Consider the following 22,140-nt stretch of genomic DNA (forward strand, 5'->3'; position numbering starts at 1 on the left):
TCCTGATGGGTTGGTGGTTGCTCCGGGCCCGCCGCGTGCTTGCCGGCTTGGGCGGGCCCGGAGGCGTAGCTACCTGGGATTTCCGAGCCCGTCGCCGCCCGCATCCAGGTCACGGCAGACGGCGCAGTACGTGACGTGGTGCGTGTAGTCGGCGGGGTCGCCGGACTTCCACACCGACTGATGGCCGAGACGGTCAGCGAGGGTGCCACGCGGCACACAGAACTCCGCGACGGCCAGTTCCTGCGGCGTCACGCCGACACCTGCGGGTCGTTGTCGTACACGCTCATAGCGCTCTCCTCTCTCGCGCCGCCCTACGCGGCGTTGTCAGATCCCCTCGGCAAGGGCCGCATGCCCACTCACCGTCAGGTCGGCGAGCATCAGCGCCGCCAGACCGGTGAACCCGTCCGTCCGCATCCGCCCCGCGACAGCCGCGAGCGCCGCCCGGTCACCCCGGGCACACGCCGCGTCAGCCTCAGCCCGGCACGCCCGCAGATACTGCAACCGGGCGTCACCGTCCAACTCCCGCCGCTCGCAGGCCGTCGGCGGCCCGAACACGTACTCGGCGACCTGCTCGTCCGTCCAGTTCTCCATCCGATCCCCTCTCCTACGGGCCGACGCTTCGCACCGGCCGCTTCTAAAGCCGGCAGGCGCTACCCTGACCGGCATGGATCTACGCCGAATCGACGAAAACTGGATCCTCAGCTACGTTGACCAGCTCCATAAGTGGCTCAATGAGCAGGACCAGCGCGACCGCGACGCCGAACGACGCCACCGCGAGCTCGCGAAAGTCCACGCCGAAGGCTGGAAGCAAGTCGCCGGCGCCATCGAACGCGGACTCGGCTCCATCGCCGACGCCATCCGCAGCCGCTAACTCACTCCACGGTCTCCGCGTCGAACAGCGACTGCTGCTCGGCCGCCACCGCATCCCCCTCGCGCCCCTGCGGCGCCAGCTCGTGCCTGCCCTTGAACGACACCACCAGCGCCCGCTCGTCGCGGAGCACCTTCAACGCATCCCGGACCGTCCGCGTCGCATACGGCGTCCCGGCGCCCTTCAAAGCGGCGTCGAGCTCATCCATGTCCAGCGGACCCTGCGCGACAGAGAGCACCGCGAGCACGGCATCGACCGCGTTCGCGCTCACCGCCGCCTTCTTCGGCGCCGCCTTCACGTCCGGCGTCCATGACCCCGCCTCCGCGGTTGTCGCGGAAACCCACGCCGCATAGTCCGGGCCGAACGTGTTCAGGGTGACCTGCGGCAGCACCGCCGGGAACCCGATCGGCTGGTCGTCGGCGTCGAACACCCAGTCGTAGAAATCCGGCTCCCACATCGCCCGGGACAGCATCGGCTTCGGATCGGCACCCGCCAGCACATACGCCATGCCCGGCGCCTGCGGAATCGTCCGCGGATCGACCGGCAGGCGGCCGTTGAACGCCGTCGGCCCCGACAGCGAGTTCGCGGTCCGGCCCACCCACACCCAGCCGCCGGTCAGCATGTCCCGCAGCGCCATACTGCCGCCGAGGTCCGTCAGCAGCGGCGTGTGTGTGGCGATCCGCAGCTGCCCGCCGCACTTGCGCCACATGCGGCCAGCCGCCGTAACAAGCGCCGAGAATGCCCGGTCGGCGAGGAACGCGTGCGCCTCGTCGATCGTCAGCGACAGGATCGGCCCGTCAACAAGCGGGTTCCACCACTTCCGGCCGCGCCGCTTCCGGCCCCGCTCGTCGACATACTCAACACGGGCCAGGTAGCGGTTGCGGCGCAGCATCTCCGCGGTGAGCGCCTCGACGAGCATCGTCGCCTCTTCGATGGTGGTGGCGACGGGCGCGGCAAGCGAGTCGAGGAACGGCGCGAACGACTGGCCCTGCTGCGGGTCGATGAGGAAGTTCGCGACGATCCCATGCTTCTGGCCGTGCTCGTCGACGTAGTGCGCCCATCGGTCGATCGTGAAGAGCATGTTCAGGGTCTCGCTCTTCCCGGAGCCGGTCGTCCCGAACACGGCGACCTGTGGAACGCCCCAGTCGGGCCGGTAGATCTCGTACATGCCGTACTCGCCGTCGGCGTACTGCACGATCGGGGCGGTGCCCTTCACGACGTCGATCGAGTCGGGGCCGGCCCACCGAACCGTATCGGTGATCGGGCTGGTCCGCTGCGCCATGACCTGGGCGAGGTTCTCGTCCTCCGAGTCCGGCATGATCGTGATCATCGACTTCTTCATGCTCATCGCCGACGCGATCGCACCCCGAGCAGCCTCGAACTTCTCTGACTCGAACACCCCGATCGGACCGACAATCGTGCCGCTCCAGCCGCCCGGCAGCTTGTGCCAGTCGTCGAGACGGCACCCGGCAAGCCGGCCGTCGCGCGGCGCGGTGATCCGGGCGCCGGTGTCGTCAATGATCTGGTCGCCCTGTCGGTACGACAGTTTGTTCCGCCAGCGGTGCTGGACGTCGGCCTCGACCGCGTCGATTTTCGGCTGCGGGCGCTCCTCCGCCTCAACCTCGGCCTGAACCTCAACCGGCCGGTTCCGTTCGTCGCGGCGGGCACGCCACCACGACGCCGCCGGCAGCAGCCACGCCAGCCCGACCGCGGCCATGGCGATCCGGCCCGCCCACGTCGACGGGTCTACGCCGAGCGCGGCGACCGCGGCCAGGGCCGCGAACCCGCCCGCCGTCGTGTAGCCGACGCCGCGCGCCGACCGGGCGATCGCCGACCGCAACCGCTTGTCACCGTCCGGGTCCTCGTGCTCGAGACGGCCCGTCTTGTAGTGCGGTTTCGCCAGCACCCGGGCCGCGGCCCACTTCGCCGCGAAACCGGCCAGCGGGACAGTACCGGCCAGGGCCAGCGCTGGAACGTCCGCCGCGTCGACGGCGACGGCGGCCCCGCCTGCGGTGACGAGCGCCCACACGGGCCGCAGCGGCAGGTTGATCGCCGACCACAGGTCCGACCAGGGCAGCAGCGGCGGCGCCTTCACGGGCATCTTCGCCATGCGCACGTTGCAGCACTCGCATGCCGGGGCGCCCTTGTACGTCAGGGCCAGCCACTTCGACGCCTTCGTTTTGCGGCACTGCCACTCGACGCCGTTGATGTATCCCTGGTCGTTGACGGGGACCGGCTTCGACGCCCGCCGGCGGCGGCCTGCCGCGTCGTAGTAGCTCGACGACATGTTCACGGTTCCGGCGGGGGCGCCCTGGCGGCCGGGCTGGCCCGGCATCTGCCCGGCGGGCGGGGTGGCAGTCACAGTCATGGGCGCTCCTTTCGTGTTTCAGCGGGGATCTGGCAGTCACCGCACAGGCCGGAGTTGGTCCGGCCCGACGGAAACGGTCAGGGCGCTGTTGCAGTGCGGTTGGGTCAGCCGGTCCAGGAACGCCCATCGGAGCGTCCGGTACTACCTGACCCCTCTCGTGTGCCCGGAGGCACCGCGAGCGGGGCGCGTGGCGCGGAGTAGCTGACGCCGCCGCCCGACTGGGCGGCAGCCTGACGCAGGGCGATCTCTGTGGGGTCGTCGCCGTTGATGAGCTGGTCCCCGAGTGAGCCGATCGGATGTCCGTTGCTCGCCTCATCGACGGGCGAACCCCACGGGCTGGCCGACGGCGCAACGCGAGCCCCGCCCCCACCCGCAGACCCTCCGCCGTCGAGGAACGACGCGTCGCCGCCGAGATTCCCGGCGACCGTCGCGTGGGCGTCGCCGTAGGTGGCCTGGATGTGCTGCAGGTTCGCCTCCGTCGCGGCCAGCGCCGTCTCAGCGTCGGCGAGCCGGGCCTTCGCCTCGGACTCCATCGCCTCCAGCTGGTCGAACATCTCGTCGACCTTCCCCGCCGGCATCGCATCCGCGGTCGTCCCGGCGTTCGCGAGGGTGACCCCGTCGAGGTTTCGCGCCGCCAGATGCTCGGCGGTGTTCTGCGCCGCCGCAGCCGACGCCCGATACGACTCCTGCATGTCGCCGATGCGGGCCTTCGCCGCCTCGACCGCCTGCAGGGCGGCCGTGCACTGGTCGATGTGCTGGCGCTGCTCACCGGCAAGGGCGGTGAGCTCGTTGATGGTGGTCTCGTAGTTGGTCGCCTCACCGGTCGGTGCGGTCATCGTTCCTCCTGCTGGGGTTGCGGTTGCGGCGGTGGCGCCGCCGAACGTGTCGGGGTTTTTCGGAACGGGCTGCCACCGGCCGTCGCGGTACTCCTCCCAGTCGCCGTTGTTGGCGACACGGCGGGTGCCCGGCTCGACGTTGCCGGTGTCGACGGCCAGCTTCGGCTCGGGCTTCGGCTCGGGGGAGGCCGGCTCTACCGGCTTCGGCTCGACCGGGTCGATGAGCTTCCGAACAGCCGGGGCCGTCTTCTCCGCGACCCGCTTCACACCGCCGGTAATCACGGCAGAGGCGGCGGCGATCCGGTCCCAGAATCCGACCTTCGTCTTGCCCTCTGCCGGCTCTGCGGTGCGGGCTGCGACGAGCGCGTCACCGCGGCGACCCCAGTAGTCGTGGTAGGCGTCGCGGAGGTAGTCGAGGAATCCGTACTGCTCGACCTTCGCCCGGGCACCCGCCGCCCCGTACTTCGCTTCCATGCGCGGCGGGACCGTGCCCTGCTTCGCGAGCTCGTGTTCGGTGCGGGCGGTGCCCCACGTCTTCACGCCGAGCAGCGCCAGCACCATCGCACCGAGAAGAATCTCCACGGCCGTTTACCGCACCGACTGCCGCTGCACGTGGTTGCCGACCTTGCCCGCACCGCCACCGACACCACTGAGCACCCCCGGCAGGGTCGCCAGGAACGCCGCGAAGAAGATCGGAACGAGGTAGAACGCGAACAGCGCGGGCCGGTCGGCGCCCTTCTTCTTGCCCTTGATGTCGGCGACGATGACGGCGATGCCGACCAGGACGGCCGCGAACAGCACGATGCTGACCTTGACGGCGACGCCGTTGACCCAGCCGCCGATCTCCGAGTTGTAGGTGAGCAGACCGGCGCCGAACGCGACCACGCAGGCGGTGCGGGTGAGACGGACCTTCTGGTGGATGTAGTAGGCGGCGCCGAACAGCACGAGGCCGCCGAGCATCTGCAGGATGTGGGTGATCTGGTCCATGGTCGGCCTCCTAGCCGTAGACGAGTGCGACGAGGGCCGTCGTGATGACGGCGGCGAGCAGGAGCCGCGCGGGGTGCCGGGCGATCCACAGGATGGGCGTGAGCAGGCCGACGACGGCGAGCGCGGCGAGGGGGACGGCGAGGCCGACCGACCAGTTGTAGGCGACCCAGCTGGCATACAGTGCCGCGTTGCCGCCGGGGACCCGGTCGCGGTCCGGCATCCGCTCCGCCCACGCCGTCGAGAACGTCGGCAGGGAGGCGGGGGTCCACCAGGCGTCGCGAAGGTCAGCCCACGTCTGCCGGCCCCAGCCCACGAAGGTCTTGACCATGACGGAGCGTGACCCGTACTCTCGCGCGCGCATGCGCGCATGCGCGCGCGCCCTCTCCGGGGGCGCTGCAGGGGCTGCCGCGACGTCTGCCGCCGCCGCATCCACCGGAAATGCACTACTGATAGTCACGGCCGCTCCTTCCGGTTATCTGCCGTGTCGTGCTGCTCGACGAGCTGGGCGATCGCGTTCGCGAGCCGCTTCCGGGCCTCGTCGTTGATCCGTTTACTTGCGGCCAGGGCTGCGTTGCAGGCCACGACGACCAGCTGGTGGCCGCCGCGACCGTTCGCCACGACCTGTTTCGCGCGGCTGCGCACGAAGTCGATCTGGTTCTCGTCGCGGCGCAGCGCCTTCGCCGCCCGGCGCTCCTCCGGGGTGCCCTTGCGCGTCATCGCGCTGCCCCCTGACTGTCCGCTGCACGCTGCACGCGGCGGACAGCCCGGTCGTACAGCGCCGAGTGCTGCACGGCGGCGCCGTACAGGCCCGCGGCGAACACGACCCCGGCGACGCCCTCCGTCTGGTGTCCGGTCCGGTCAACGAGCAGCGCTACGGCGGCGAACACCGCAGCGGCGTACAGCGCGCTGCTCGCTGACCGCCGGTGCCTGTCCGGCTCGGACGGCTGCACGGTCGCAGTCATCAGGCGGCTCCGATCAGCTCAAGGTTGGGGCGGTGTCCGTTCACGTGTCCGGTGGCCCGGTCGACCGTCTGCTCGTCGCCCTGTCCGGTGTTCGGCACGGTCAGCGGAAGGCGCTCCGCATCGGGCGCCTGCTCGCGGTGTCCGTTCCGCCGAACACGGAGCAGTTCGATCGCCGCGATCGCCCTCTCCCCCGAGCAGGAGCCGTACACCTGCTTGAGGAGCGGCAGCGCTGACGGGCGGCCAGGCACCTTGTCCGGGAAGTGCTCGTCGAGGGTGTCCGCCAACTGCTCGACGGACACCTCGGCGCGGGTGCCCCCTGTCCGCCCGGTGCGGGCAGGTCGGCGGGTGTCCGATGTCCGCTTCGACTGGTCACCGGCCGACGTTGCCTGCTCGGCGGTGCGGGCCGCGTCGGCGGACAGCTGCTCCGCTGCCTGCCTGACCGCGGTCGCCTCGGCAAGCAACCTGTCCATGTCCGCCTGCGCGGACGACCGGACAGTGGCGGCATCCTGTTCGGCGGACACCTTGGCGGCCTTCGCCGCGGCGAGCATCCTGTCCGCCTCCGTGCGGGCAGCGGACAGGATGGCGTCGGCCTCGTCCTGGGCGGACAGCCGGACACTGTCCGCGTCAGCCTTCGCGGCGGACAGCGTGGCGGCTGCCTGACTGTCCGCGTCGGCGTGCATCGTCAGTGCACGTTCGGTGGCTGCCTGCCAGTAGGCGGACAGTTCCTCACGGGCTGCCTGTCCGATCATGTCCGCGATGGCGAGCGCGTCATCGAGGACGACCGCTGCACGCTGTTCGGCGTCGGCAATCATCGACTGCACGTACAGCTCGGTCCGGGCGGTCCTGCCTGTCCGGCGGTCCTGCCATTCGTCGTACCGTGCACGTGCCTCGTCGGTCGTCGCGACCGGGTTCCACGAGATCAAAAACAGGGTCGCGGCCCAGCGGACAGGGTGCAGGAGCTTCGCGGACATCGGCAGCCGAGGCATGGCCGGGTCGATCTGTCCGGCGGCAATCATCTGCTGCCGGTTGCGCCAGCGTGCACCGCGCGCCCACAGGAACAGCGCCGACGCGGACATGCCGGACAGCAGCCACGAGATGATCGTGGGCAGACCGCGGTGATCGGTCCACCAGTGGATGGCGAGACCGGAAGCGGCGACGTAGCCCGCCATGGCGATGCGGAGCAGCCAGACACTGTCGCGGGCAAGGAGGTGCCGGTCGTACAGGTCCATGAGGTAGGCGGCGCCGCCTTCCGCGCAGGAGGCGACAGCAATGCCGAGCAGGACGGCGGGGGCATACGCCCAGCCGCCGGCGTGCGGGTACATGGTCGCGGCGGCGGACCCGACGGTGTCGGTGATGACGACGACCTGCAGGACGAACGCGGTGCCGAGTGCTGCGATCGGCGGGATGTAGCGGAGCCGGTCAGTGCTCGACGTGCTCATCGCTGACCCCCTCTTGGGTGTAGAAGGTGAGCTCATTCGCAAAGCCGACGGCGGTGACGAAGGAAAGATCGCGGAAGTACTCGCGCCGCGCGCGGGAGCTGACCTGCATGCACCGGTTGATTAGGTCGATCTCGTTATCGAGGTAGTTCCAATGCGCCGGAGAGATCCAGAAGTTGACGATCGCGACCTTGAACGCGTCAGCGTCGCGCCGATGTTCGGGGAGGCGACGGCGGGGATCAGCAGTCTGACCAACCTTGATGACGCCGGTGCTGAACTCGATGACGTAGAGGTAGCCCTCGCCGTCGAGAGATGGCGGCAGATCAAGCGCGAGCTCGCAGGATTCGACAAGGCCTTCCCGCGCCCGAAGCTTTTCCCGCGCCTCATGCAGGGCTGTATGAGTGATTCGCGCCGCCAAGTCGGCCTGCGCCTGGACACGCCGAAGTTGCTCCTCAAGCCCTGCGGCGCGGTCGATGACGAGTAGCTGCGGCTGCGCGAGGGCCGGGGTAGGCAGGTCGGCCGGCATCTTGCCGTTTCGGCCGAAGAGGTAGCCGACTGCCGCGGCGATCGCCACGGCAGTCATTGCTCCAGCAGTCCAGAGCAGTTCAACGGGAGCCTCGGTCACGGCGTTCACCTCCTTCGGTTGATCAGGCCCGGCCGGGGGCGCGACGGGGGGACGCTGCTCCCCGGCCGGACGTTGAGGCCGGGGAGCCGCCCTGTGACGGCGGCCCGGGGCTTGGGGTTGGTCACTGCCGCGCCTCGGTGAGCGAGGTGATGACGATGTCGCCGTAGACCTGCTGGCCCTGGGCGGCGAGCTTGTCGCGGATGATCGCGGCGGTCTGGTCGTTGAGCGCCTCGGCGCCGGACGTGGTGGTCGACACGGGGCGTCCCCAGACCTGGCAGTTGCCGCCGCCGACCTGGCATCCGTGGCTGTCGACGATGTCGAACACGACGTCGTAGAGAGTCCTCACGCGGTCACCACGTCGCGGAGGGCGAAGTCGATGGCCTGGGCGGCGTACTGGTCGAGCTGGTTTCGGGTGACGGCGTACATCGGGTTCCGCTCGTACTCGGCGTGGCGGGTGAGCCGGTCCTCCTCGATCTCGTCGCGTTCGGCGCAGGTGACGAACACCGTCGCGGCGGCGATCTGCTCGGCCACCTCGGCCAGGATCGTCATGGCGAGCTTCAGGTTCGCTTCGATGCCGGAGTCGACGCAGACGCCGAGGTCGTCGGCGGCGATGCGCAGGCCGTCCTGGGCGCCGGCGCAGATCGCGGCGGCCTCACGGAACTTCTCGGCCAGACCGGCACGACTGAGCGCGTCGGTGATGTTGACGGCGGACTTTCGGGCGAAGCGCTCGGACTCGTTGGCGTTCACGCGGCAGCCTCCTGGGTGGCGGGGGTGGCCCGGCGGGTGATCCGCGACAGGCGGGTGACGGATAGGCCGGCTTTGCGGGCGAGCCACGAGAGCTTCCGGCCCTCAGGCTCGGCCTTCTCGCGCGCTTCCTGCAGCGACACCTGCCGGAGCCAGGTGAACGGCTGCCGGATTGTTCCGGCCGGCCTCCCCCAGTCGGTGATGGCACGGGATCGCTTGAGCGGGTCGCTGATCGCGAGGAACTCGGCGTAGACGGCCTGCTGCTCAGGCGGGAGCGCCACGAGGGCGTCACGGATGGCGTCAGGTATGTCCACGGCAGTCCTTCCCCAAGTTGTTGCGGTGTGCGGATGCGATTGCGCCCGCAACAACCAGTCTCCTCGCAATTGCGACTTGCGTCAAGCAATTACGAGCAATTGCGCCTATGATCGGCAAGCCAAGTCCCGCGCGCTGCGAACGAAGGCCCCGCTTGCGATCAAGCGGGGCCGATTGCATAGGTTGCGCAGTAGGTTGCGTCAAACAGCCACCACTGCGAGCATCGAAGAACCGTAAGCGGCAGCATGAGAGGGGCTTGACATGCGCAAACTCACGTTCATGTGGAAAGACCGTGGCTCAGGTGGCGGCGGCTGCCCGGCGCTCTACTCCGTGGACGGCGGTTACGTCGTCCAGGGCATCAAGCTCACCGACGCCGAACGCGCCCAGCTACGCCAGCTCGCCGACGACGAGGACGGCGTCTTCGTCCCGGCGAACGTTCTTGATCGACTCCGGGAAATCGCCTGACCATGCCGGCTCAGCTCATCGACGAAGCAGAGTTCTACGACCGCCTCTTCAACTTCCAGCGCTCAGCGTTCCGGCTGGAGATCCAGCCGAAATACCACGAGCCGGAAGAACACGAAGCGGTGGCCAGCTTCGCGGCCGGCGACCCCCATGACCCGACAGAACTTCCCGGCCTCCGCCTCTGGTTCGACCGCGTCCGGGACCTCACCGAACGCGGTCGAACCATGCGACGCGTCCGGGTGCACGACACACCACCGACGGACAGCCAACGGTGGGAACGCTGGATCGACCCGCACAACAAAGCCGCTGGCGAAACGATCCACTACCTCACCCGCAGCCAGGCCGAGGAGATCGGCCTCCTCAAAGCCGTCGGCGACAACATCGACTTCTGGCTGCTCGACGACGAGGCCGTCATCGTCATGCGCTTCGACGCCGACGGCCGGCGCATCAGCAACGAACTCATCACCGATCCAGCGCGAGTACAGCAGGCGTGCGAGTGGCGGGACTTGGCAGTCCGTCACGGCGTCCTGGCAGATCCGCAGGACGCCACCACCGCCTAAGGAGAAGACCGCGATGGAACCGCCCCGCGACTGGCTCACCGGACCAGACGGATTGGCCAGCCAACTTGCCAGGCTCCGCGAAGCCGCCAGCCTGCAAGGAAAAGAACTGGCCAGCGTCGCCGGCTGGGCGCCGTCCAAGGTGAGCCGGATCGAAAACGGCCGCCAGACCCCAAGTGCCGAGGACATTGACGCGTGGGTCAACGCCACCAGCGCGTCGGCTGAGCAGCGCAAGGAACTGCTGCACCTGCTCGACGAGGGCCTCGCTGCACAGCGGGACTGGCGACGCAAGATGGGCTCGGGGCAGGTCGCGGTGCAGAAGGCGCACAGCGACTACACCGCAAACGCGTCGCTGATCCGGTACTTCGACAACACGTTCGTTACCGGGTTCCTGCAGACCCGAGAGTACGCCCATCGCGTCCTGACGGAGATTCGGCGGATTAACGACCTGCCGATCGACGACGTCGACGCCGCGGTGACCCTGCGAATGCAGCGGCAGCAGATGCTGTACGACGGGGCGAAGCGGTTCGAGTTTTTGATCACGGAGGCAGTGCTGCGCTACAGGCTAATCCCCGCCGAGGGGATGCGTGCCCAGCTCGACCGGCTGCAGACGGTCGTTGACCAGCCGAACATCCGGTTCGGTGTCATCCCGTTTGAGGCGACGTTGCCGACGGCGCCGTCCACGTCGTTTCAGCTGTACGGCGACGATCTGGCGGTCGTCGAGAATGCCTTCTCCGAGCAGGAGAACCGTGGCGAGGAAGCAGCCAGGTGGATTCGGCTCATGGACCTTCTGTGGGACGAGGCAGTCACCGGAGGCGCAGCGCGGCGTCTGATCATCGCCGCTGCTGACGCACTGTCGTAGCGAGAGCCAGCAAAAACGGACGCCCCGCCTCTCTCATCCGGAGGGGTACGGGGCGTCTTCGTTGCGTCAGACTGACAGTGTCCGCGGTCAAGAGACCCAGACTCCAGCCGGAGAAATCCGTTGCGCAAGGCGTTGGCCAGCGGCGCTGACCGGGCTTGACCACGACACGTCGGCCACGGTGCAGCCGAAATCCTTGGCAAGCGCCTCCACCAGTCGCCCACCAAGCCCCCTCGAGCGGTGAATCGCCGCGACCCAGATCAGGTCGACGCGCGGCCGGAGCGTCGAGTCCGCCTCGCCGAATGTTGAGCCGTGGTCCCAGCGCACGTGCTGGTCCGTGTCGGACGCCGTCAGGTAGCCGATGACGTAGCCGTTCGCACGCAACAGGTAAGCGCGCTTGTTGTCCGCCGACGGCTCAGGGTGTTCACCCACCGACCATGATGCGAAGTCGTAGTGGTTCTCTCGCATCGGCAGCCGCGCCATCCGGTGCGCAAGCCGCCGCCACGCCACCCCCGACTCGGTGGTGACGACCGCAATGTTGCCGCGCCACCAGCCGATGTTCTTCGGCTGCCTGACGCCGATTGACCAGGCCATGTGATGCCGGCGGTGCTCGTCCTCGCGGTACTCCCCCCACGGGCTGAACAGCCCGCAAGGGCAATCGCCGTCAACCTTGGCACCACTGTCGATCCACCGGATGGGCTTTGAACCGGCGCTATTGCTGCGGTCCCGGCCGCCAACGTACGGCCTCGACCGCGCCGGCTCAGGCACCTCGACATCGGTCCAACGGTCCGGCTGGCTGGCGAACCGCTCCGGAAACGCGTTACGCAGCAGCCGCCCGGTCTCGCTGAGCCGCGGGTTGATCCAGACGCCACTCGGCGTTGCCCGGCCGTTGAGCCGCAGTTCGAGGTCCTTCGCCTTACTGCGGAGCATCTCGAGCAGTGCCGAGGGCTTGCCGTTGAAGTCGACGCCACGAATGAGCTCACGCTCGCCAGGGGCAAGCCACTCGTCGAACGGTAGGGCCAACCGATCGGCAAGAGCGTGCAGGTTGGTCACATCGCCGTCGATCTCCGCAAGCTGTAGCGCCTCGATGGTCTCGTCGAGGTTCTGGTACTCGGCGAACGTTGTCACGTAGCGCGGTCCACTGCTGTAGCTGAAGTCATGCGGATGGCCGGCGATCCATAGGCGTTCGATGGCGCTGTCGGTGACGCGCTTGATGGCGTCCTTGAAGGCGGTGGACAGCTCGCCGTCCTCGGGGTGTTCGCGGGTCTCGACATAGCCGTCGCGGTCGAGGGTGACGGTTGCGAACAAGTGGCCATTGGAGACGGTGATCTTCCTGGTCTGCCAGTCGTATGGCGCCGGATCGAGATGGATGGTGCGATCGATCATCGGGGGCCTTCCTGTTCGCTGTGGCTGGGGTGAGCAAGACGCGGCGGATCACCGAGGACCACGTATTCGGCAATGTTGTCGCCGATGCTGCAGCCCGGCCGCGCATGTCGGGGCGCCTGACTCGGTTCCTGAACGGCCGGGCGGACCGCCGCTCCCCCGACCTGACCTTGTGGGAACTGTAGGCCGGCGACCGCTTTCTGCTGTGCTCGGACGGGGTGACGGCCGTCATCGCTGACGACTTCATTCATGGCGTGCTCAAGACCATCGCCGATCCCGACGAAGCGATCAAGCAGCTGGTGGTCTTTGCCATCCTGTCCGGTGGACCGGACAACATTACGGCCGTGGTCGTCAACGTCGAGGACGACGGCGGCGAAGCCACCTGATCGCCGCGTAGCACCACGCGCCCTTACCCGGCGGTAGGGGCGCGTGGTGTCTCAGGAGGCCAGGATTTCGACGACCTTGGTGAGCATTTCCAAGGGGAGTCGCCTGCGCAACGTTGCGACGACATCCTCGGCCGACTCGGCACGCACCGTGAACGTCTTTGGCCGAAAGCCGGCCCGCACCATTGCGGCGTGTGCGGACAGCCGACCCGCAATCACCTGGGCGTGTAGTTCCGGTGCGTCCTTACGGAGCTTCCGCAGGGCGTAGTCCTTACTCGTCCCCCGGCGATTGGGGTCAGCAAGCGTAATAACATCACCCTTGCTTCGGTCCCCCCCGTGACGCTGCTGCAACGCCCGGTCTAGCAAATCAACTGCCTCGACGTCATCCGCCACGATCCGACGCACCAGATCCACCGAGGCTCCGATCCCCCGCAGCGGCTGCGCCACCACGAAGTCCGCGAACCGCTCGTGCCGCACGTGGTCGCCGCGCTGCGTCACGAACTCCCGCCACGACTCCTCGATCAGCACCCGCTTCACCAGGCCCGGGACCGTGCCCAGCGAATGGTCACCCTCCCGAAGCGCCGACCCCAGCGCTTCGACAAGGTTCGCGTTCAGCTTCAGCCGGTCAGTCACGGCCGCGCCGCCGACAGCCAGCGCGCGAGCTCGTCCCGCATCGCCTCCAGCTGCTCGACGCTGGCCTTCGCCCGCGGCGGGAACCCCGCCTTCAACAGTTCGGTGTTCACCTGCTTCTTGTCGGTCCCAGTTCGATACGACACCTTCCCGGCCAGCGTGTCGATCTCCTGACGGAGCATCCGCTCACGGCGGTGTCGCGGCTCTGCGATCTCTTCCCGCTGGCGACCGTCGCCGCTCGCCTCCGGCTGCGCCTTCTCCCGCATGTACGTGAGGAGGTTCATCGCGTACTGCGTCGGGATGCCGAGGCGCCGACACTCCGCCGCCGCCCGCTCAACCTCCTCAGGCGTTGACTCCTTCCCACCGAGGATCGCCCGGTCGAACACCGCCTCCGACGCCGACAGCGGTTCCCGGAAATTCAGAGCACCCTGCTCGCCGCCGAACTCCCCCTCAGCCGCCTGGCGTTTCGCCCGCTCCGTCTCCAGCTCGAGCTGGTGGCGCAGTTCCTCCTCAATCTGCCGCGCGTGCTCCGTGAGCGCCGGCACGGCCGGGATGAACAGCTTCGCGTTGAACTCCTCGTTCGGCCGGGTCCGCACGAACCGGCCCACGACCTGCCGGAAGAACAGCGGCGTGCGGGTCTTCGACGCATACACCCCAACGCCAAGCCGGGGAATGTCGACACCCTCGGAGACCATCTTCACGGCGACGATCCACGTGTCGTGGCTACTGCGGAACCGGTCGATCGCAGCCTTGGCATCCGGGTCGTCGCTGACGACGACAATCGGATGCTTGCCGGTCAGCTCGTTGAGGATCTTCGCGTACGCCTGCGCCTGCCACTGGCGTTCAGCAACAACAAGGCCGGCTGCGTCCGGGATCTCCTGCCGGAGCTCGTTGAGCGCCTCAACCGCCTGCCGCAGAAGAACGGGCATCCACTTGTACGCCGGGTCGTAGATGGCATCGAGTGCTGCGGAAACGTCGTCGTCGGCCAGGTTCGCACCGAGTGCGGCAGTAGCGACCTTCCCACAGTCGATCCACTTCGCCTCGCCGTCGTAAGCGTGAAACTCGATCCGCCGGCACACGCCGTCGGCTACCGCGGTGCCGTACTCGTAGGCGTAGTCGACCTGGACGGTGCCGTTCTCGTCGTAGTCGACGAACGGGATCGGGGAGGTCGGGTCACGGCGCCATGGCGTGCCGGTAAGCGCAAGCCGGACAGTCGCCTGCTCGAGCGCATTGGTGAGCCCATCGCCCCACGCCTTGTTGTCGCCAGCGTGATGGATCTCGTCGAGGATCGCGATGGTCGGCACCCGCGTCGCCCTGCGCAGCAGGTCGGCGCCAGCGCCACGGGCGATCTGCGCATACGTCGCGACGCAGCCCTGATAGCCAGCCTTGTCGTAGTCCTCGGGCTCTGTCACTGGCATCAGGGAGAGCCCGGCCGCAGCAGCCTGGTCGGCCCACTGCTGACGAAGGGCATCGGTGGGGACGACCACCACGACACGGGTGACGGTGCGCTCGTCGAGGAGCCGGTTCGCCAGGGCCAGCGCAAAGCGCGTCTTGCCGGCGCCGGGCGTGGCGGAAACCAGGAAGTCGCGGGTGTTCTTGCCATAGAACTTGTCAGTCGCGCGCCGCTGCCACTGGCGGAGTTCGGTCACAGGCGTAGTTCCCTTCCGGAGGTTACAGGTGGGGCAGAGGGCTTGCCCGTTGGAGATGTCGGTTGCTCCGCCTCTGGCGTAGGCACGCATGTGATCGGCATGCCAGCCGGGCGAAAGGGGTGCACCGCAATCAGTGCAGCTTCCGTTGGAAGCGAGGAAGAGTGCGCCGCGTTCGCGGACGCCGAAGCGCCTTCGGCTTGATGGCTGATCACCATCTGGCGTCATATTCATCGTGCCGTCCACGATGGCACAGGGGTACGACAGATTCAGGCGCGCGACACTCCAGTGGGTGTTGAGGGTTTCGCATTTCAGCGCAACGTCGGGATCTTGCAGAAAATTCGGCGCGGCCAGCAGCCCGTCTGGCGTGTCGCTGTCTCGCCGGTGCAGGATCCGCGAATGGCCGATCACCCCGCTGTCGCCGCCGCCCGCGCCGCGACGGGCTCCATGTTCCAGCACGTGCTGGTCCTGACCCCACACATCGGGCCGCAGTTGCCGAACCGGACCCTGCCGACGAAGGCCGACGATCCGACGCCGATCCTGTCTGCGGTCGCGGACCTCGGCTGGGACCTGGTTGCTGCGGCGCCGATTCCGTTGGCCGGCTCGACGGCGGTGACGGCGATGTACGTGTGGCGCCGCCGCTGACGAATCCCATCACTGTAGTTCGCTCAGCGCTCTTGACCTGCGGAAACGCCGAGCGATCATGGTCGGGTGGGTGTGGTGTTGCATGCGGACGGCTGGCGGGTCGAGGAGACCGTCGGCGACTTCGACGACACCGGCTCCCGGACCTGGTTCGAGGCGATCGAGCCGTACGGCGAGCGTCACTTCGTCACCGTCGCCGGGCTGCAGCGACTCCTGCGTGCGCACGGGCTGGATGTCGGCGACCTGCGGATGGTGCCACCGGACCGGCTCAGCGAGTACGACGACGGCTGCGAGTGACCACGTGACCCGGTGACCCCGACCGGTTACAGTCGAACACATGGCCGACCAGCAGCCTGACACCCGCGGTGACTACGTCGACGAGCGTGGCGTGCTCATCACCGCCGCCGGCCGGGCCCGCATGCGGGAGAAGCTCGAGGAACTCGCCAACCGGTGGACGCCGGAGCAGCGCGAGGAGCGTCGCCAGGCGCTGCTGGCCCGGATCACCACCGCGTGATCGACGCCCAGCTGGTTCTCGACACGTCCGCTGTCCTCGCCTACGTTGCCGGGTCGACCGGCCTGGGTGAGCTGCTCGGTGAGGTGACGGAGGAGAAGCACCGGTTCGCCGTCCCCGCCCTGTGCCTGGTCGAGGCCGGGGTGCGGCTGGATGAGGCGTCGTGGCCGATGCTGGATGTTCTGGCCCAGCACCCGGCGGCCGTGGTCGTCGGGCTGGACGCGGCCGACTGGAAGGCGCACGCGTCGGCGGCGGCACTGTTCGGCAGTCCCGGTGCGGGCGCTGCGGCGCTGCTCGTGGCACACGGCGAGGTCTGGTATGTGGCAACCCGTGAGCCGGAGCTGTACGGGGATGCCGTCGACACGGTCCGGATCGAAGACTGAAACTGCCCCGCGGCAGGGGTTGACACCGACGGCGGTCCCGCCAGACACATCTCTACGGTGCCGAGCTGGGCAAACACTGCGAGACATGCCACTCCGGCGCCCCAATTGCGATCTTTAACGGAGGGCTGCGCCTGACCACAGGCCCTGAACATCCCCTGAGCAGTGTCTGGCGGGACACGGCTTTGGGATGGAAGGGGTCGACGCAGTGAAACGTGGTCGAAAGGATCACCGCCTGGGCCTGCTTCAGGGCGTCGCGGCGTGCATCGGTGCGGCTGCCGCGCTCGTTGCCGCTGTCGGTGAGGTGATTCGTGCGCTGCGGTGATCAAAACCCGGCCGCCAGCCGCACGTCGTACACGCTGAGGTCAGCCCGGACCCGCACGAACCGCACCCGATGCCGCCACCTGCCGACCGGCTCGTCGTAGGCAATGTCGGCGGACACCTCGACCACCACCGTCGGCTGGACCGGCACGTACGCGAGCGGACGGCGGTCCTCGAGCTGCCCCGTCCAGGCGGCGGGCAGCGGTGAAGGCCACGGGTGCGGGACGGCTCCCCCGCGCTGCTGGGCCACGTAGCGTTGCAGGGCCATGCCGAGCTCGCCACCGGCCTGCCCGACCGGGTGGGTGGCGCCCACGTAGCGGAGCCGGCCGCGCTGGTCGAACCGGCCCAGCAGCAGCGACCCCGGCACTGAGAGTCGTCCGGTGACACCGCCAACGATCGCTTCGACTGTTGACCGTGTTTTCACCTTGATCCAACCGGGCTTGCCGGGCTCGTACCGGCCGTGCGGGTCCTTCGCAACGCAGCCCTCGACGCCGGCATGTGACCAGTCGGCCATCCAGCCGCGCGCCTCCGCCAGGTCGGCGGTCTGCGGGCAGAGCTGGAGTTGCGGCGGCGTGTTGGCGAGGAGCTGCTCGAGCAGATGCCGGCGCTCGATCAGCGGCAGCCCGGTCACGTCCTCGCCGCCGGCCTGGAGGACGTCGAAGACCACGTAGTGCGCGGGCCGGTCGCAGGCTTCGCGTGGGAGGCGACGCCCGGCAACGATCCGGCCCTGCAGGGCGTTGAAGTCCGTCCGGCCGCGGTCCGGGTCCCAGATGACAAGCTCACCGTCGAGGACCGTGCCGGGCGGAAGAGTGCGCAGCAGCCGTCGGACGTCTGGGAAGTACGGGGTGAGGTCTCTCAACTGGCGGGAGTGGATCAGCACCCGGTCCTCGGCGATCCAGGCCAGGGCGCGGAACCCGTCCCACTTCGGCTCGAACAGCCACCCGGCGGGCAGCTCGGCCGCGGTGACGGCACGCATCGGCTCGACCGGTGGCCGCATGTGCACCCCCGATGAGCAGCGACAACAGCCTTCGAGGCTACCTCGCGGCCGGGGCTACACGGCCCGGATCTCCACATGCCCCGGTGCGTACAGTTCCGGCCGGCGGGTGATTAACGGACAGTCCAGGGCGAGCGCCTCCCACAGGGCGTGCCGGGCACCGAACGTGCCCGACCAGGCGGAGATCTCGACCGCGGCCCGCTCGCTGAGCGGCAGGACCGTCACCGACTTCGACCACAGGATCGAATCCCACGCCGACGCGGGCGCACCAACCTCACCACCGGCCTCGACGATCGCCAAAGCCGGGAAACCGACGTGGCCGAGATCCTGGTCGGCGGTCCGCCACAGCGCCCACACAGGCTGGTAGGCGTCAAACAGGGCGGCGAGGGCAGTGGCGTCGAAAACGAGCACGGCTAGAAGCTAGCGTGCACCCACGACATTTCTCCGCCCGCACTCCGGCTTGTCCGAACCAAGTTAGGCGGCGTGCTGCTCCCGGCCGTCCTGACGCTCGGCGGCTGCATGGACTTCGGCGGCCCAGCGCATGTCCTCGTCGGTGAGCTCCGGGACGTACTGCGGGATCTCCCGGTTGACGCGCTCCCAGCCGGCGCCGGGCGTCCACTGCGGCGGGCCTGCGGGTTCAGGAGTGCGGGTCATGGGTCCACGGTACGTCAAGTCTCCTTGACGCGGGTTCCTCTTTTGGGCGCGTTACGTGGGCCTCACTCGTGGGTCTCATCGGTCGAGCTCGTCCCGCGGCACGATGATCTCCCAGCCGTCGAACGGATCCCGGACTACGGCGACGTCGTCCGGATCGAGGACGCCGCCGGCGTGAAGCTCGGCCATCCGCATCGCGGCGAGCGCCTCATGCCCGCCGACCTGTTCGGCGGCGTGCTCCTCGAGCTCGTCGGCCTGCTCGGGCGTGATGCCGTCGAGGATGAGCGGCCCGGCCTCCTGCGGCCAGTAGTTGAGGGCGGCCCACTTCGCCGCGTCGGCGGCGGTGAGGGTGATCCCGGTGGTCTCGAGCGCTTCGGCGAGCCGCATCCAGTTCCCGGCGAGGGTGTGGCCGATGCCGGGCCGGGCGGCGAGCAGTTCCTTGATGAAGGCGAGTTTCTGCACGGCGGTCAGTCGGCGTAGGCGATGCGCTGGCCGCGGGACTTCGCGGCGGACGACCAGCCGCTGTACTTGCGGTCCTTGCAGCGCCGGGCGTAGGCCTGTAGTTCGGGCTGGAGCTGATCCCAGAGCTGCCGGGCGCGGGCTTCGCCCTCGTCGGCGGTGCCGGTGTGGCCTTCGTTGGCGATCTCGTAGGTGGCGGAGCCGAGCCATCCGTTGATGCCGCCGACGCCGTCGAGGTTGGTGTCGTAGTGGGTGGCGATGTCGTAGTCGAATTCGGCGGCGGTGAGGCCGCGGTTGCTGCGGGCGCGGAAGATGACGGCGGCGGCGGTGTGGGAGAGGTCCAGGGCGGTCACGGTGTCCTCCGGGGTGTAGGCGGTGAGCCGGGCGACGGGTTTGCCGTTTTTGGTGAGGATCGTGTCGGTGCCCTGCTGGGCTTCGTCGACGAGGTCGCCGAGGGTTTTGCGGGCGGTCTCGAGGCCAACGAACTGACTCATGCTCAAAACTGTAAGGTTCTGAAGCCTCGGCGTCAATCCAGAACCTTAAGGTTCTGAAGGTTTGACACCGCGGCCGGACCCCACGCGATCCGTGCACCATCCGCAAATCCGCACCCACCGCACGCCCGTGAACAATCCCAGCCGGTAGGACGAGACCAGGCGCGGCGGCACGGTGACCCTCGCCGAGGGCACCGCCCTTCGCAGCACGGCAGCCGCCGCGCCGACTACCTCCGCACCCGGCAGGCCGGCGCGTGCTCGGCCAGCCACTGCAGGCCCGCCGCCCTCGAAACCACCGGCTCGTCGGCGCCGCACCCGGTGCACCGCTCCGTGAGGTACCCGGCCAGGTTCATCTCGATCCACGCCTCTCCCCCGCCAGCAGTACGGAGGATGTCCGAGACGATTTCCCGGTACTCGTCCATGCCTCCATCGTGCCGCCGGGTGGGCACTGCGTCGAAGCGCGCACAGCGGGCGTGGACTGCGGCACGACAGCTGCCACGTCACCCGCTCGGACTGCCCTTTTCCACACGTCGACACGACGAAGCCCGGCAACCACATGGCTGCCGGGCCTCCGTGCGTCACCGTCAGAACGGCCAGTCGCCGTCGTGCCCGGACTCGATCAACGGGATCATCTTGAAGCCGGCATCCGTCAGCCCGCCGAAGGCCCAGCGGTTCCGGCCCGACGGCGCATGCCCGCGTGCATACCCGGCAAGGTTCCAGGTGTACAGCGGCCGGTCCGCCGGCATCGACGCCGACACCTCCGCACCGTTCGCGCCCGCCTGCTCGTCGGTGACGATCACAACCCGGTCATGGCCCGAGTAGTGCTTCCGCAGCGCCCCAGCCGTGTCGGTGCCGCCGCCGAGGAAGAACCCGCCGGACTTCCACCGCTCGATCGACCGCAGCAGCGACTCGCCGCGGTGCAGGTCGAACACCTTCGTGTTCGCGCCGGCCGGGTCACCCCAGTACCGCTGCATCGACGAAAACGACACCACGTCGGCCGCCGAGCACCGCTGGGCGAGCGCCACCCCGAAGATGACAGCCGCGTCCCACCGCATCAGCGTGCCGTCCTTGCTGAACGCCTCGTTCATCGAGCTCGACGTGTCGATCAGGACGAGGGTCCGGCCCGGCAGCTGCGGAATGTTGCCCAGGCAGTGGCCGAGCGCCTGCTCCAGCGGGTACGCCCAGCGCAGTGACGGCGCCGCCCGGTACGCCGACAGGAAACGCATCGGCAGCTGCCGCGACTTGGCAACCTCGGCCGGGTCGGCAAGCTTCGCGATCAGACCCTGCACCGCCTCATCCGGCACGCCCGCCTCGTCGATGTTCCGCAAGTTGCGCAGCCCGGCCATATAGCCGAGCGACGGGATCAGCGACTCCCACAGCTTCGCCTTGTCGACCTTCCCGCCCGCGAGCGACAGGGCGTTCTCCCACGTCCAGCCGGCCTCGGCGAGGCGCTGCGGGTTGAGCAGCACGCTTGGGTCCGCGGCGGCGTCGAGGCGCAGCTGCAGGTTCGCGATCAGCATCGGCAGCGAGCCCGGCAGCGTCACGTCGTCGCGACCGTGCCGCCAATCGAGGGCCACCTTGAACAGGTCGCCCTGCCACGGCGCGACCGGGGTCGGGTGAACGAGATCGAGGACGTCACCGAACCGGAAACCCTTGCTGGCGGTGTCGTACTTGAGCAGGTTCCGCTCGGTGTACAGCCGGCCGATCGCGTCGGCGATGCCGCGCTTGACCGGCTTCGGCAGCGCGCGGCCGTACCGGGAAGTCCAGTAGGCGACCATCTCGCCGGGCTCGTCGGCGCGCTGCAGCACTGAGGTGATGACCGCACGGTTCTTCGCCGCGTCCGTTAGCGCCTGGTCGCCGCCGTCGAGGGTGAGCCGGCTGCGGACGTACTCGGCGGCGCCGACGAGTGACGCGGTGCGCATGTTCCCGTCGCCGCGCAGCCACGCCAGGAATCGGGCCGTCCACGCCGGGTCCTCAACCGCCACCTGGTGGACGAGCTCGACGTAGCGGGAGTCCCGGCCGGACACCGACTCATAGAACGTGGCCTCGCCGACCATGTTGGTCACGGCGAGCAGGAACAGCTCCGACTTGGCGTCGCGTGCGTAGCCGGCGCCGCCTTCGTGGGTCACACCGGATGGGCGCTGCTCGGTGACGATCGGACCGGCCCCGGACGCTGCACGGGTGTCCTTGACGTTGAACTTCATGAAGAAGGGCTCCTTCCGCACCGGGAGGAGCCCGCGTTCAGATGTGGGTGCCCGAGATCAAGTCGGCGCCGGGAACTGTTACGCGCTCTGCTGCTGAGCTACGTCCCGATAGGCCGGGACGGCAGGATTTGCACCTGCGACCTCGCTATCCCAAATAGAAGTATCCGATGCCTGCGCACCGGGCACCCCATCTGAAGTTGTGGCGACTCCCGAGATCAAGTCGGCTGACGGTGGTGCCACACGCCATTTGTGGCTGGCGAGCCGCTGACCTTGCGGGGCGGCTGCCCGGATTCGAACCGGATTCCTATGCAGGGAAGTAACCGTCGAGCCTGCGCACCGGGAGATGCTCCGGCCACGGTAGCAGCGACATGTGGTGATGTCCCGCGGTTTCCCCCGAAAGCACGACCGGCGCCGCACGTGGCGACGCCG

The 22,140-nt window shown here is 68.7% G+C and carries 32 protein-coding genes; 9 read left to right on the plus strand and 23 right to left on the minus strand.

Features of this window, described 5'->3' with window-relative positions; all coding sequences use genetic code 11:
* Positions 1-69: 69 nt before the first annotated feature.
* Together ABT369_RS39020 and ABT369_RS39025 are read right to left on the minus strand one after the other, a co-directional pair.
* Positions 70-252 (minus strand): hypothetical protein, encoded by a 183-nt coding sequence (locus ABT369_RS39020; protein ID WP_350620132.1) that lies wholly within the window; start codon positions 250-252, stop codon positions 70-72.
* 72 nt (positions 253-324) lie between these two features.
* Positions 325-591 (minus strand): hypothetical protein, encoded by a 267-nt coding sequence (locus ABT369_RS39025; protein WP_350620134.1) that lies wholly within the window; start codon positions 589-591, stop codon positions 325-327.
* Positions 592-664: 73 nt separating this feature from the next.
* On the opposite strand from ABT369_RS39025, the gene ABT369_RS39030 reads away from it, so the two are divergent.
* Entirely contained in the window at positions 665-871 is a 207-nt protein-coding gene (locus tag ABT369_RS39030) for a hypothetical protein (RefSeq protein WP_350620136.1), read from the plus strand.
* A 1-nt stretch (position 872) separates the two neighbouring features.
* Here the strand turns inward: ABT369_RS39030 and ABT369_RS39035 are convergent, their stop codons facing one another.
* The 11 genes from ABT369_RS39035 to ABT369_RS39085 all read right to left on the minus strand — a co-directional run bounded on the left by ABT369_RS39035 (position 873) and on the right by ABT369_RS39085 (position 9,140).
* Positions 873-3,236, minus strand: coding sequence for an FtsK/SpoIIIE domain-containing protein (locus ABT369_RS39035; protein WP_350620138.1), 2,364 nt, complete (start codon positions 3,234-3,236; stop codon positions 873-875).
* Between the two features lie 104 nt (positions 3,237-3,340).
* Positions 3,341-4,654 carry a hypothetical protein gene (locus ABT369_RS39040; RefSeq protein WP_350620141.1) on the minus strand — a complete coding sequence of 438 codons (1,314 nt, stop codon included), beginning with the start codon at positions 4,652-4,654 and terminating at the stop codon, positions 3,341-3,343.
* Positions 4,655-4,660: 6 nt separating this feature from the next.
* Positions 4,661-5,059, minus strand: coding sequence for a hypothetical protein (locus ABT369_RS39045; protein ID WP_350620143.1), 399 nt, complete (start codon positions 5,057-5,059; stop codon positions 4,661-4,663).
* Positions 5,060-5,069: 10 nt separating this feature from the next.
* The gene (locus ABT369_RS39050; protein WP_350620145.1) at positions 5,070-5,387 is read right to left on the minus strand and encodes a hypothetical protein; all 318 of its coding nucleotides are present in this window, start codon (positions 5,385-5,387) and stop codon (positions 5,070-5,072) included.
* A gap of 125 nt (positions 5,388-5,512) precedes the next feature.
* A complete protein-coding gene (locus tag ABT369_RS39055; RefSeq protein WP_350620147.1) occupies positions 5,513-5,776 on the minus strand; it encodes a hypothetical protein in 264 nt (87 codons plus the stop codon).
* Positions 5,773-6,021, minus strand: coding sequence for a hypothetical protein (locus ABT369_RS39060; protein ID WP_350620149.1), 249 nt, complete (start codon positions 6,019-6,021; stop codon positions 5,773-5,775). Before ABT369_RS39060 ends, ABT369_RS39055 begins: the two co-directional genes overlap by 4 nt.
* Positions 6,021-7,460: a hypothetical protein gene (locus tag ABT369_RS39065; protein ID WP_350620151.1), complete on the minus strand. Its 1,440-nt coding sequence runs from the start codon at positions 7,458-7,460 to the stop codon at positions 6,021-6,023. Before ABT369_RS39065 ends, ABT369_RS39060 begins: the two co-directional genes overlap by 1 nt.
* Positions 7,441-8,082 carry a GIY-YIG nuclease family protein gene (locus ABT369_RS39070; RefSeq protein ID WP_350620153.1) on the minus strand — a complete coding sequence of 214 codons (642 nt, stop codon included), beginning with the start codon at positions 8,080-8,082 and terminating at the stop codon, positions 7,441-7,443. Before ABT369_RS39070 ends, ABT369_RS39065 begins: the two co-directional genes overlap by 20 nt.
* Positions 8,083-8,203: 121 nt before the next feature.
* Positions 8,204-8,428, minus strand: coding sequence for a hypothetical protein (locus ABT369_RS39075; RefSeq protein WP_350620155.1), 225 nt, complete (start codon positions 8,426-8,428; stop codon positions 8,204-8,206).
* Positions 8,425-8,829, minus strand: coding sequence for a hypothetical protein (locus tag ABT369_RS39080; protein ID WP_350620157.1), 405 nt, complete (start codon positions 8,827-8,829; stop codon positions 8,425-8,427). The genes ABT369_RS39075 and ABT369_RS39080 overlap by 4 nt, the downstream gene beginning before the upstream one ends.
* Positions 8,826-9,140, minus strand: a complete 315-nt coding sequence (locus ABT369_RS39085) for a hypothetical protein (protein WP_350620159.1) — start codon at positions 9,138-9,140, stop codon at positions 8,826-8,828. Before ABT369_RS39085 ends, ABT369_RS39080 begins: the two co-directional genes overlap by 4 nt.
* Before the next feature lie 259 nt (positions 9,141-9,399).
* On the opposite strand from ABT369_RS39085, the gene ABT369_RS39090 reads away from it, so the two are divergent.
* The 3 genes from ABT369_RS39090 to ABT369_RS39100 are packed head-to-tail and all read left to right on the plus strand — an operon-like array spanning position 9,400 to position 11,019.
* On the plus strand, positions 9,400-9,603 hold the full coding sequence (locus ABT369_RS39090; RefSeq protein WP_350620161.1) for a lipid A biosynthesis lauroyl acyltransferase: 204 nt from the start codon (positions 9,400-9,402) through the stop codon (positions 9,601-9,603).
* A gap of 2 nt (positions 9,604-9,605) precedes the next feature.
* On the plus strand, positions 9,606-10,160 hold the full coding sequence (locus ABT369_RS39095) for a DUF6879 family protein (protein WP_350620163.1): 555 nt from the start codon (positions 9,606-9,608) through the stop codon (positions 10,158-10,160).
* Positions 10,161-10,173: 13 nt separating this feature from the next.
* Entirely contained in the window at positions 10,174-11,019 is an 846-nt protein-coding gene (locus ABT369_RS39100; protein WP_350620165.1) for a helix-turn-helix domain-containing protein, read from the plus strand.
* Between the two features lie 87 nt (positions 11,020-11,106).
* Here ABT369_RS39100 and ABT369_RS39105 read toward each other — a convergent pair whose 3' ends face one another.
* Complete coding sequence (locus tag ABT369_RS39105) at positions 11,107-12,402, minus strand: GNAT family N-acetyltransferase (protein ID WP_350620167.1); 1,296 nt, start codon at positions 12,400-12,402, stop codon at positions 11,107-11,109.
* A 215-nt stretch (positions 12,403-12,617) separates the two neighbouring features.
* On the opposite strand from ABT369_RS39105, the gene ABT369_RS39110 reads away from it, so the two are divergent.
* On the plus strand, positions 12,618-12,785 hold the full coding sequence (locus ABT369_RS39110; RefSeq protein ID WP_350620169.1) for a hypothetical protein: 168 nt from the start codon (positions 12,618-12,620) through the stop codon (positions 12,783-12,785).
* 51 nt (positions 12,786-12,836) lie between these two features.
* Here ABT369_RS39110 and ABT369_RS39115 read toward each other — a convergent pair whose 3' ends face one another.
* Positions 12,837-13,415 (minus strand): hypothetical protein, encoded by a 579-nt coding sequence (locus ABT369_RS39115; protein ID WP_350620171.1) that lies wholly within the window; start codon positions 13,413-13,415, stop codon positions 12,837-12,839.
* A complete protein-coding gene (locus ABT369_RS39120; RefSeq protein WP_350620173.1) occupies positions 13,412-15,517 on the minus strand; it encodes a DEAD/DEAH box helicase family protein in 2,106 nt (701 codons plus the stop codon). Before ABT369_RS39120 ends, ABT369_RS39115 begins: the two co-directional genes overlap by 4 nt.
* Here ABT369_RS39120 and ABT369_RS39125 point away from each other — a divergent pair, their 5' ends adjacent.
* The 4 genes from ABT369_RS39125 to ABT369_RS39140 all read left to right on the plus strand — a co-directional run bounded on the left by ABT369_RS39125 (position 15,518) and on the right by ABT369_RS39140 (position 16,594).
* Positions 15,518-15,703, plus strand: a complete 186-nt coding sequence (locus tag ABT369_RS39125) for a hypothetical protein (RefSeq protein ID WP_350620175.1) — start codon at positions 15,518-15,520, stop codon at positions 15,701-15,703.
* A gap of 66 nt (positions 15,704-15,769) precedes the next feature.
* Complete coding sequence (locus ABT369_RS39130; RefSeq protein WP_350620177.1) at positions 15,770-15,997, plus strand: hypothetical protein; 228 nt, start codon at positions 15,770-15,772, stop codon at positions 15,995-15,997.
* A 40-nt stretch (positions 15,998-16,037) separates the two neighbouring features.
* A complete protein-coding gene (locus ABT369_RS39135) occupies positions 16,038-16,214 on the plus strand; it encodes a hypothetical protein (RefSeq protein ID WP_350620179.1) in 177 nt (58 codons plus the stop codon).
* Complete coding sequence (locus ABT369_RS39140; protein WP_350620181.1) at positions 16,211-16,594, plus strand: hypothetical protein; 384 nt, start codon at positions 16,211-16,213, stop codon at positions 16,592-16,594. Before ABT369_RS39135 ends, ABT369_RS39140 begins: the two co-directional genes overlap by 4 nt.
* A 322-nt stretch (positions 16,595-16,916) precedes the next feature.
* Here the strand turns inward: ABT369_RS39140 and ABT369_RS39145 are convergent, their stop codons facing one another.
* The 7 genes from ABT369_RS39145 to ABT369_RS39175 all read right to left on the minus strand — a co-directional run bounded on the left by ABT369_RS39145 (position 16,917) and on the right by ABT369_RS39175 (position 21,711).
* Positions 16,917-17,909, minus strand: a complete 993-nt coding sequence (locus ABT369_RS39145; RefSeq protein WP_350620183.1) for an ATP-dependent DNA ligase — start codon at positions 17,907-17,909, stop codon at positions 16,917-16,919.
* A 54-nt stretch (positions 17,910-17,963) separates the two neighbouring features.
* Positions 17,964-18,317, minus strand: a complete 354-nt coding sequence (locus tag ABT369_RS39150) for a PIN domain-containing protein (RefSeq protein WP_350620185.1) — start codon at positions 18,315-18,317, stop codon at positions 17,964-17,966.
* Between the two features lie 63 nt (positions 18,318-18,380).
* A complete protein-coding gene (locus tag ABT369_RS39155) occupies positions 18,381-18,560 on the minus strand; it encodes a hypothetical protein (RefSeq protein WP_350620186.1) in 180 nt (59 codons plus the stop codon).
* 75 nt (positions 18,561-18,635) lie between these two features.
* Positions 18,636-19,019, minus strand: a complete 384-nt coding sequence (locus ABT369_RS39160; RefSeq protein WP_350620188.1) for a hypothetical protein — start codon at positions 19,017-19,019, stop codon at positions 18,636-18,638.
* Positions 19,020-19,024: 5 nt separating this feature from the next.
* Positions 19,025-19,510: a type II toxin-antitoxin system Phd/YefM family antitoxin gene (locus tag ABT369_RS39165; RefSeq protein WP_350620190.1), complete on the minus strand. Its 486-nt coding sequence runs from the start codon at positions 19,508-19,510 to the stop codon at positions 19,025-19,027.
* Positions 19,511-19,734: 224 nt separating this feature from the next.
* On the minus strand, positions 19,735-19,929 hold the full coding sequence (locus ABT369_RS39170) for a hypothetical protein (RefSeq protein ID WP_350620192.1): 195 nt from the start codon (positions 19,927-19,929) through the stop codon (positions 19,735-19,737).
* Between the two features lie 162 nt (positions 19,930-20,091).
* Positions 20,092-21,711 (minus strand): TROVE domain-containing protein, encoded by a 1,620-nt coding sequence (locus ABT369_RS39175; protein ID WP_350620194.1) that lies wholly within the window; start codon positions 21,709-21,711, stop codon positions 20,092-20,094.
* Positions 21,712-22,140 lie beyond the last annotated feature (429 nt).

Origin of the sequence: Dactylosporangium sp. NPDC000244 (assembly GCF_040300725.1) — a bacterium.
In the GTDB taxonomy this organism is placed as follows: Bacteria; Actinomycetota; Actinomycetes; order Mycobacteriales; family Micromonosporaceae; genus Dactylosporangium.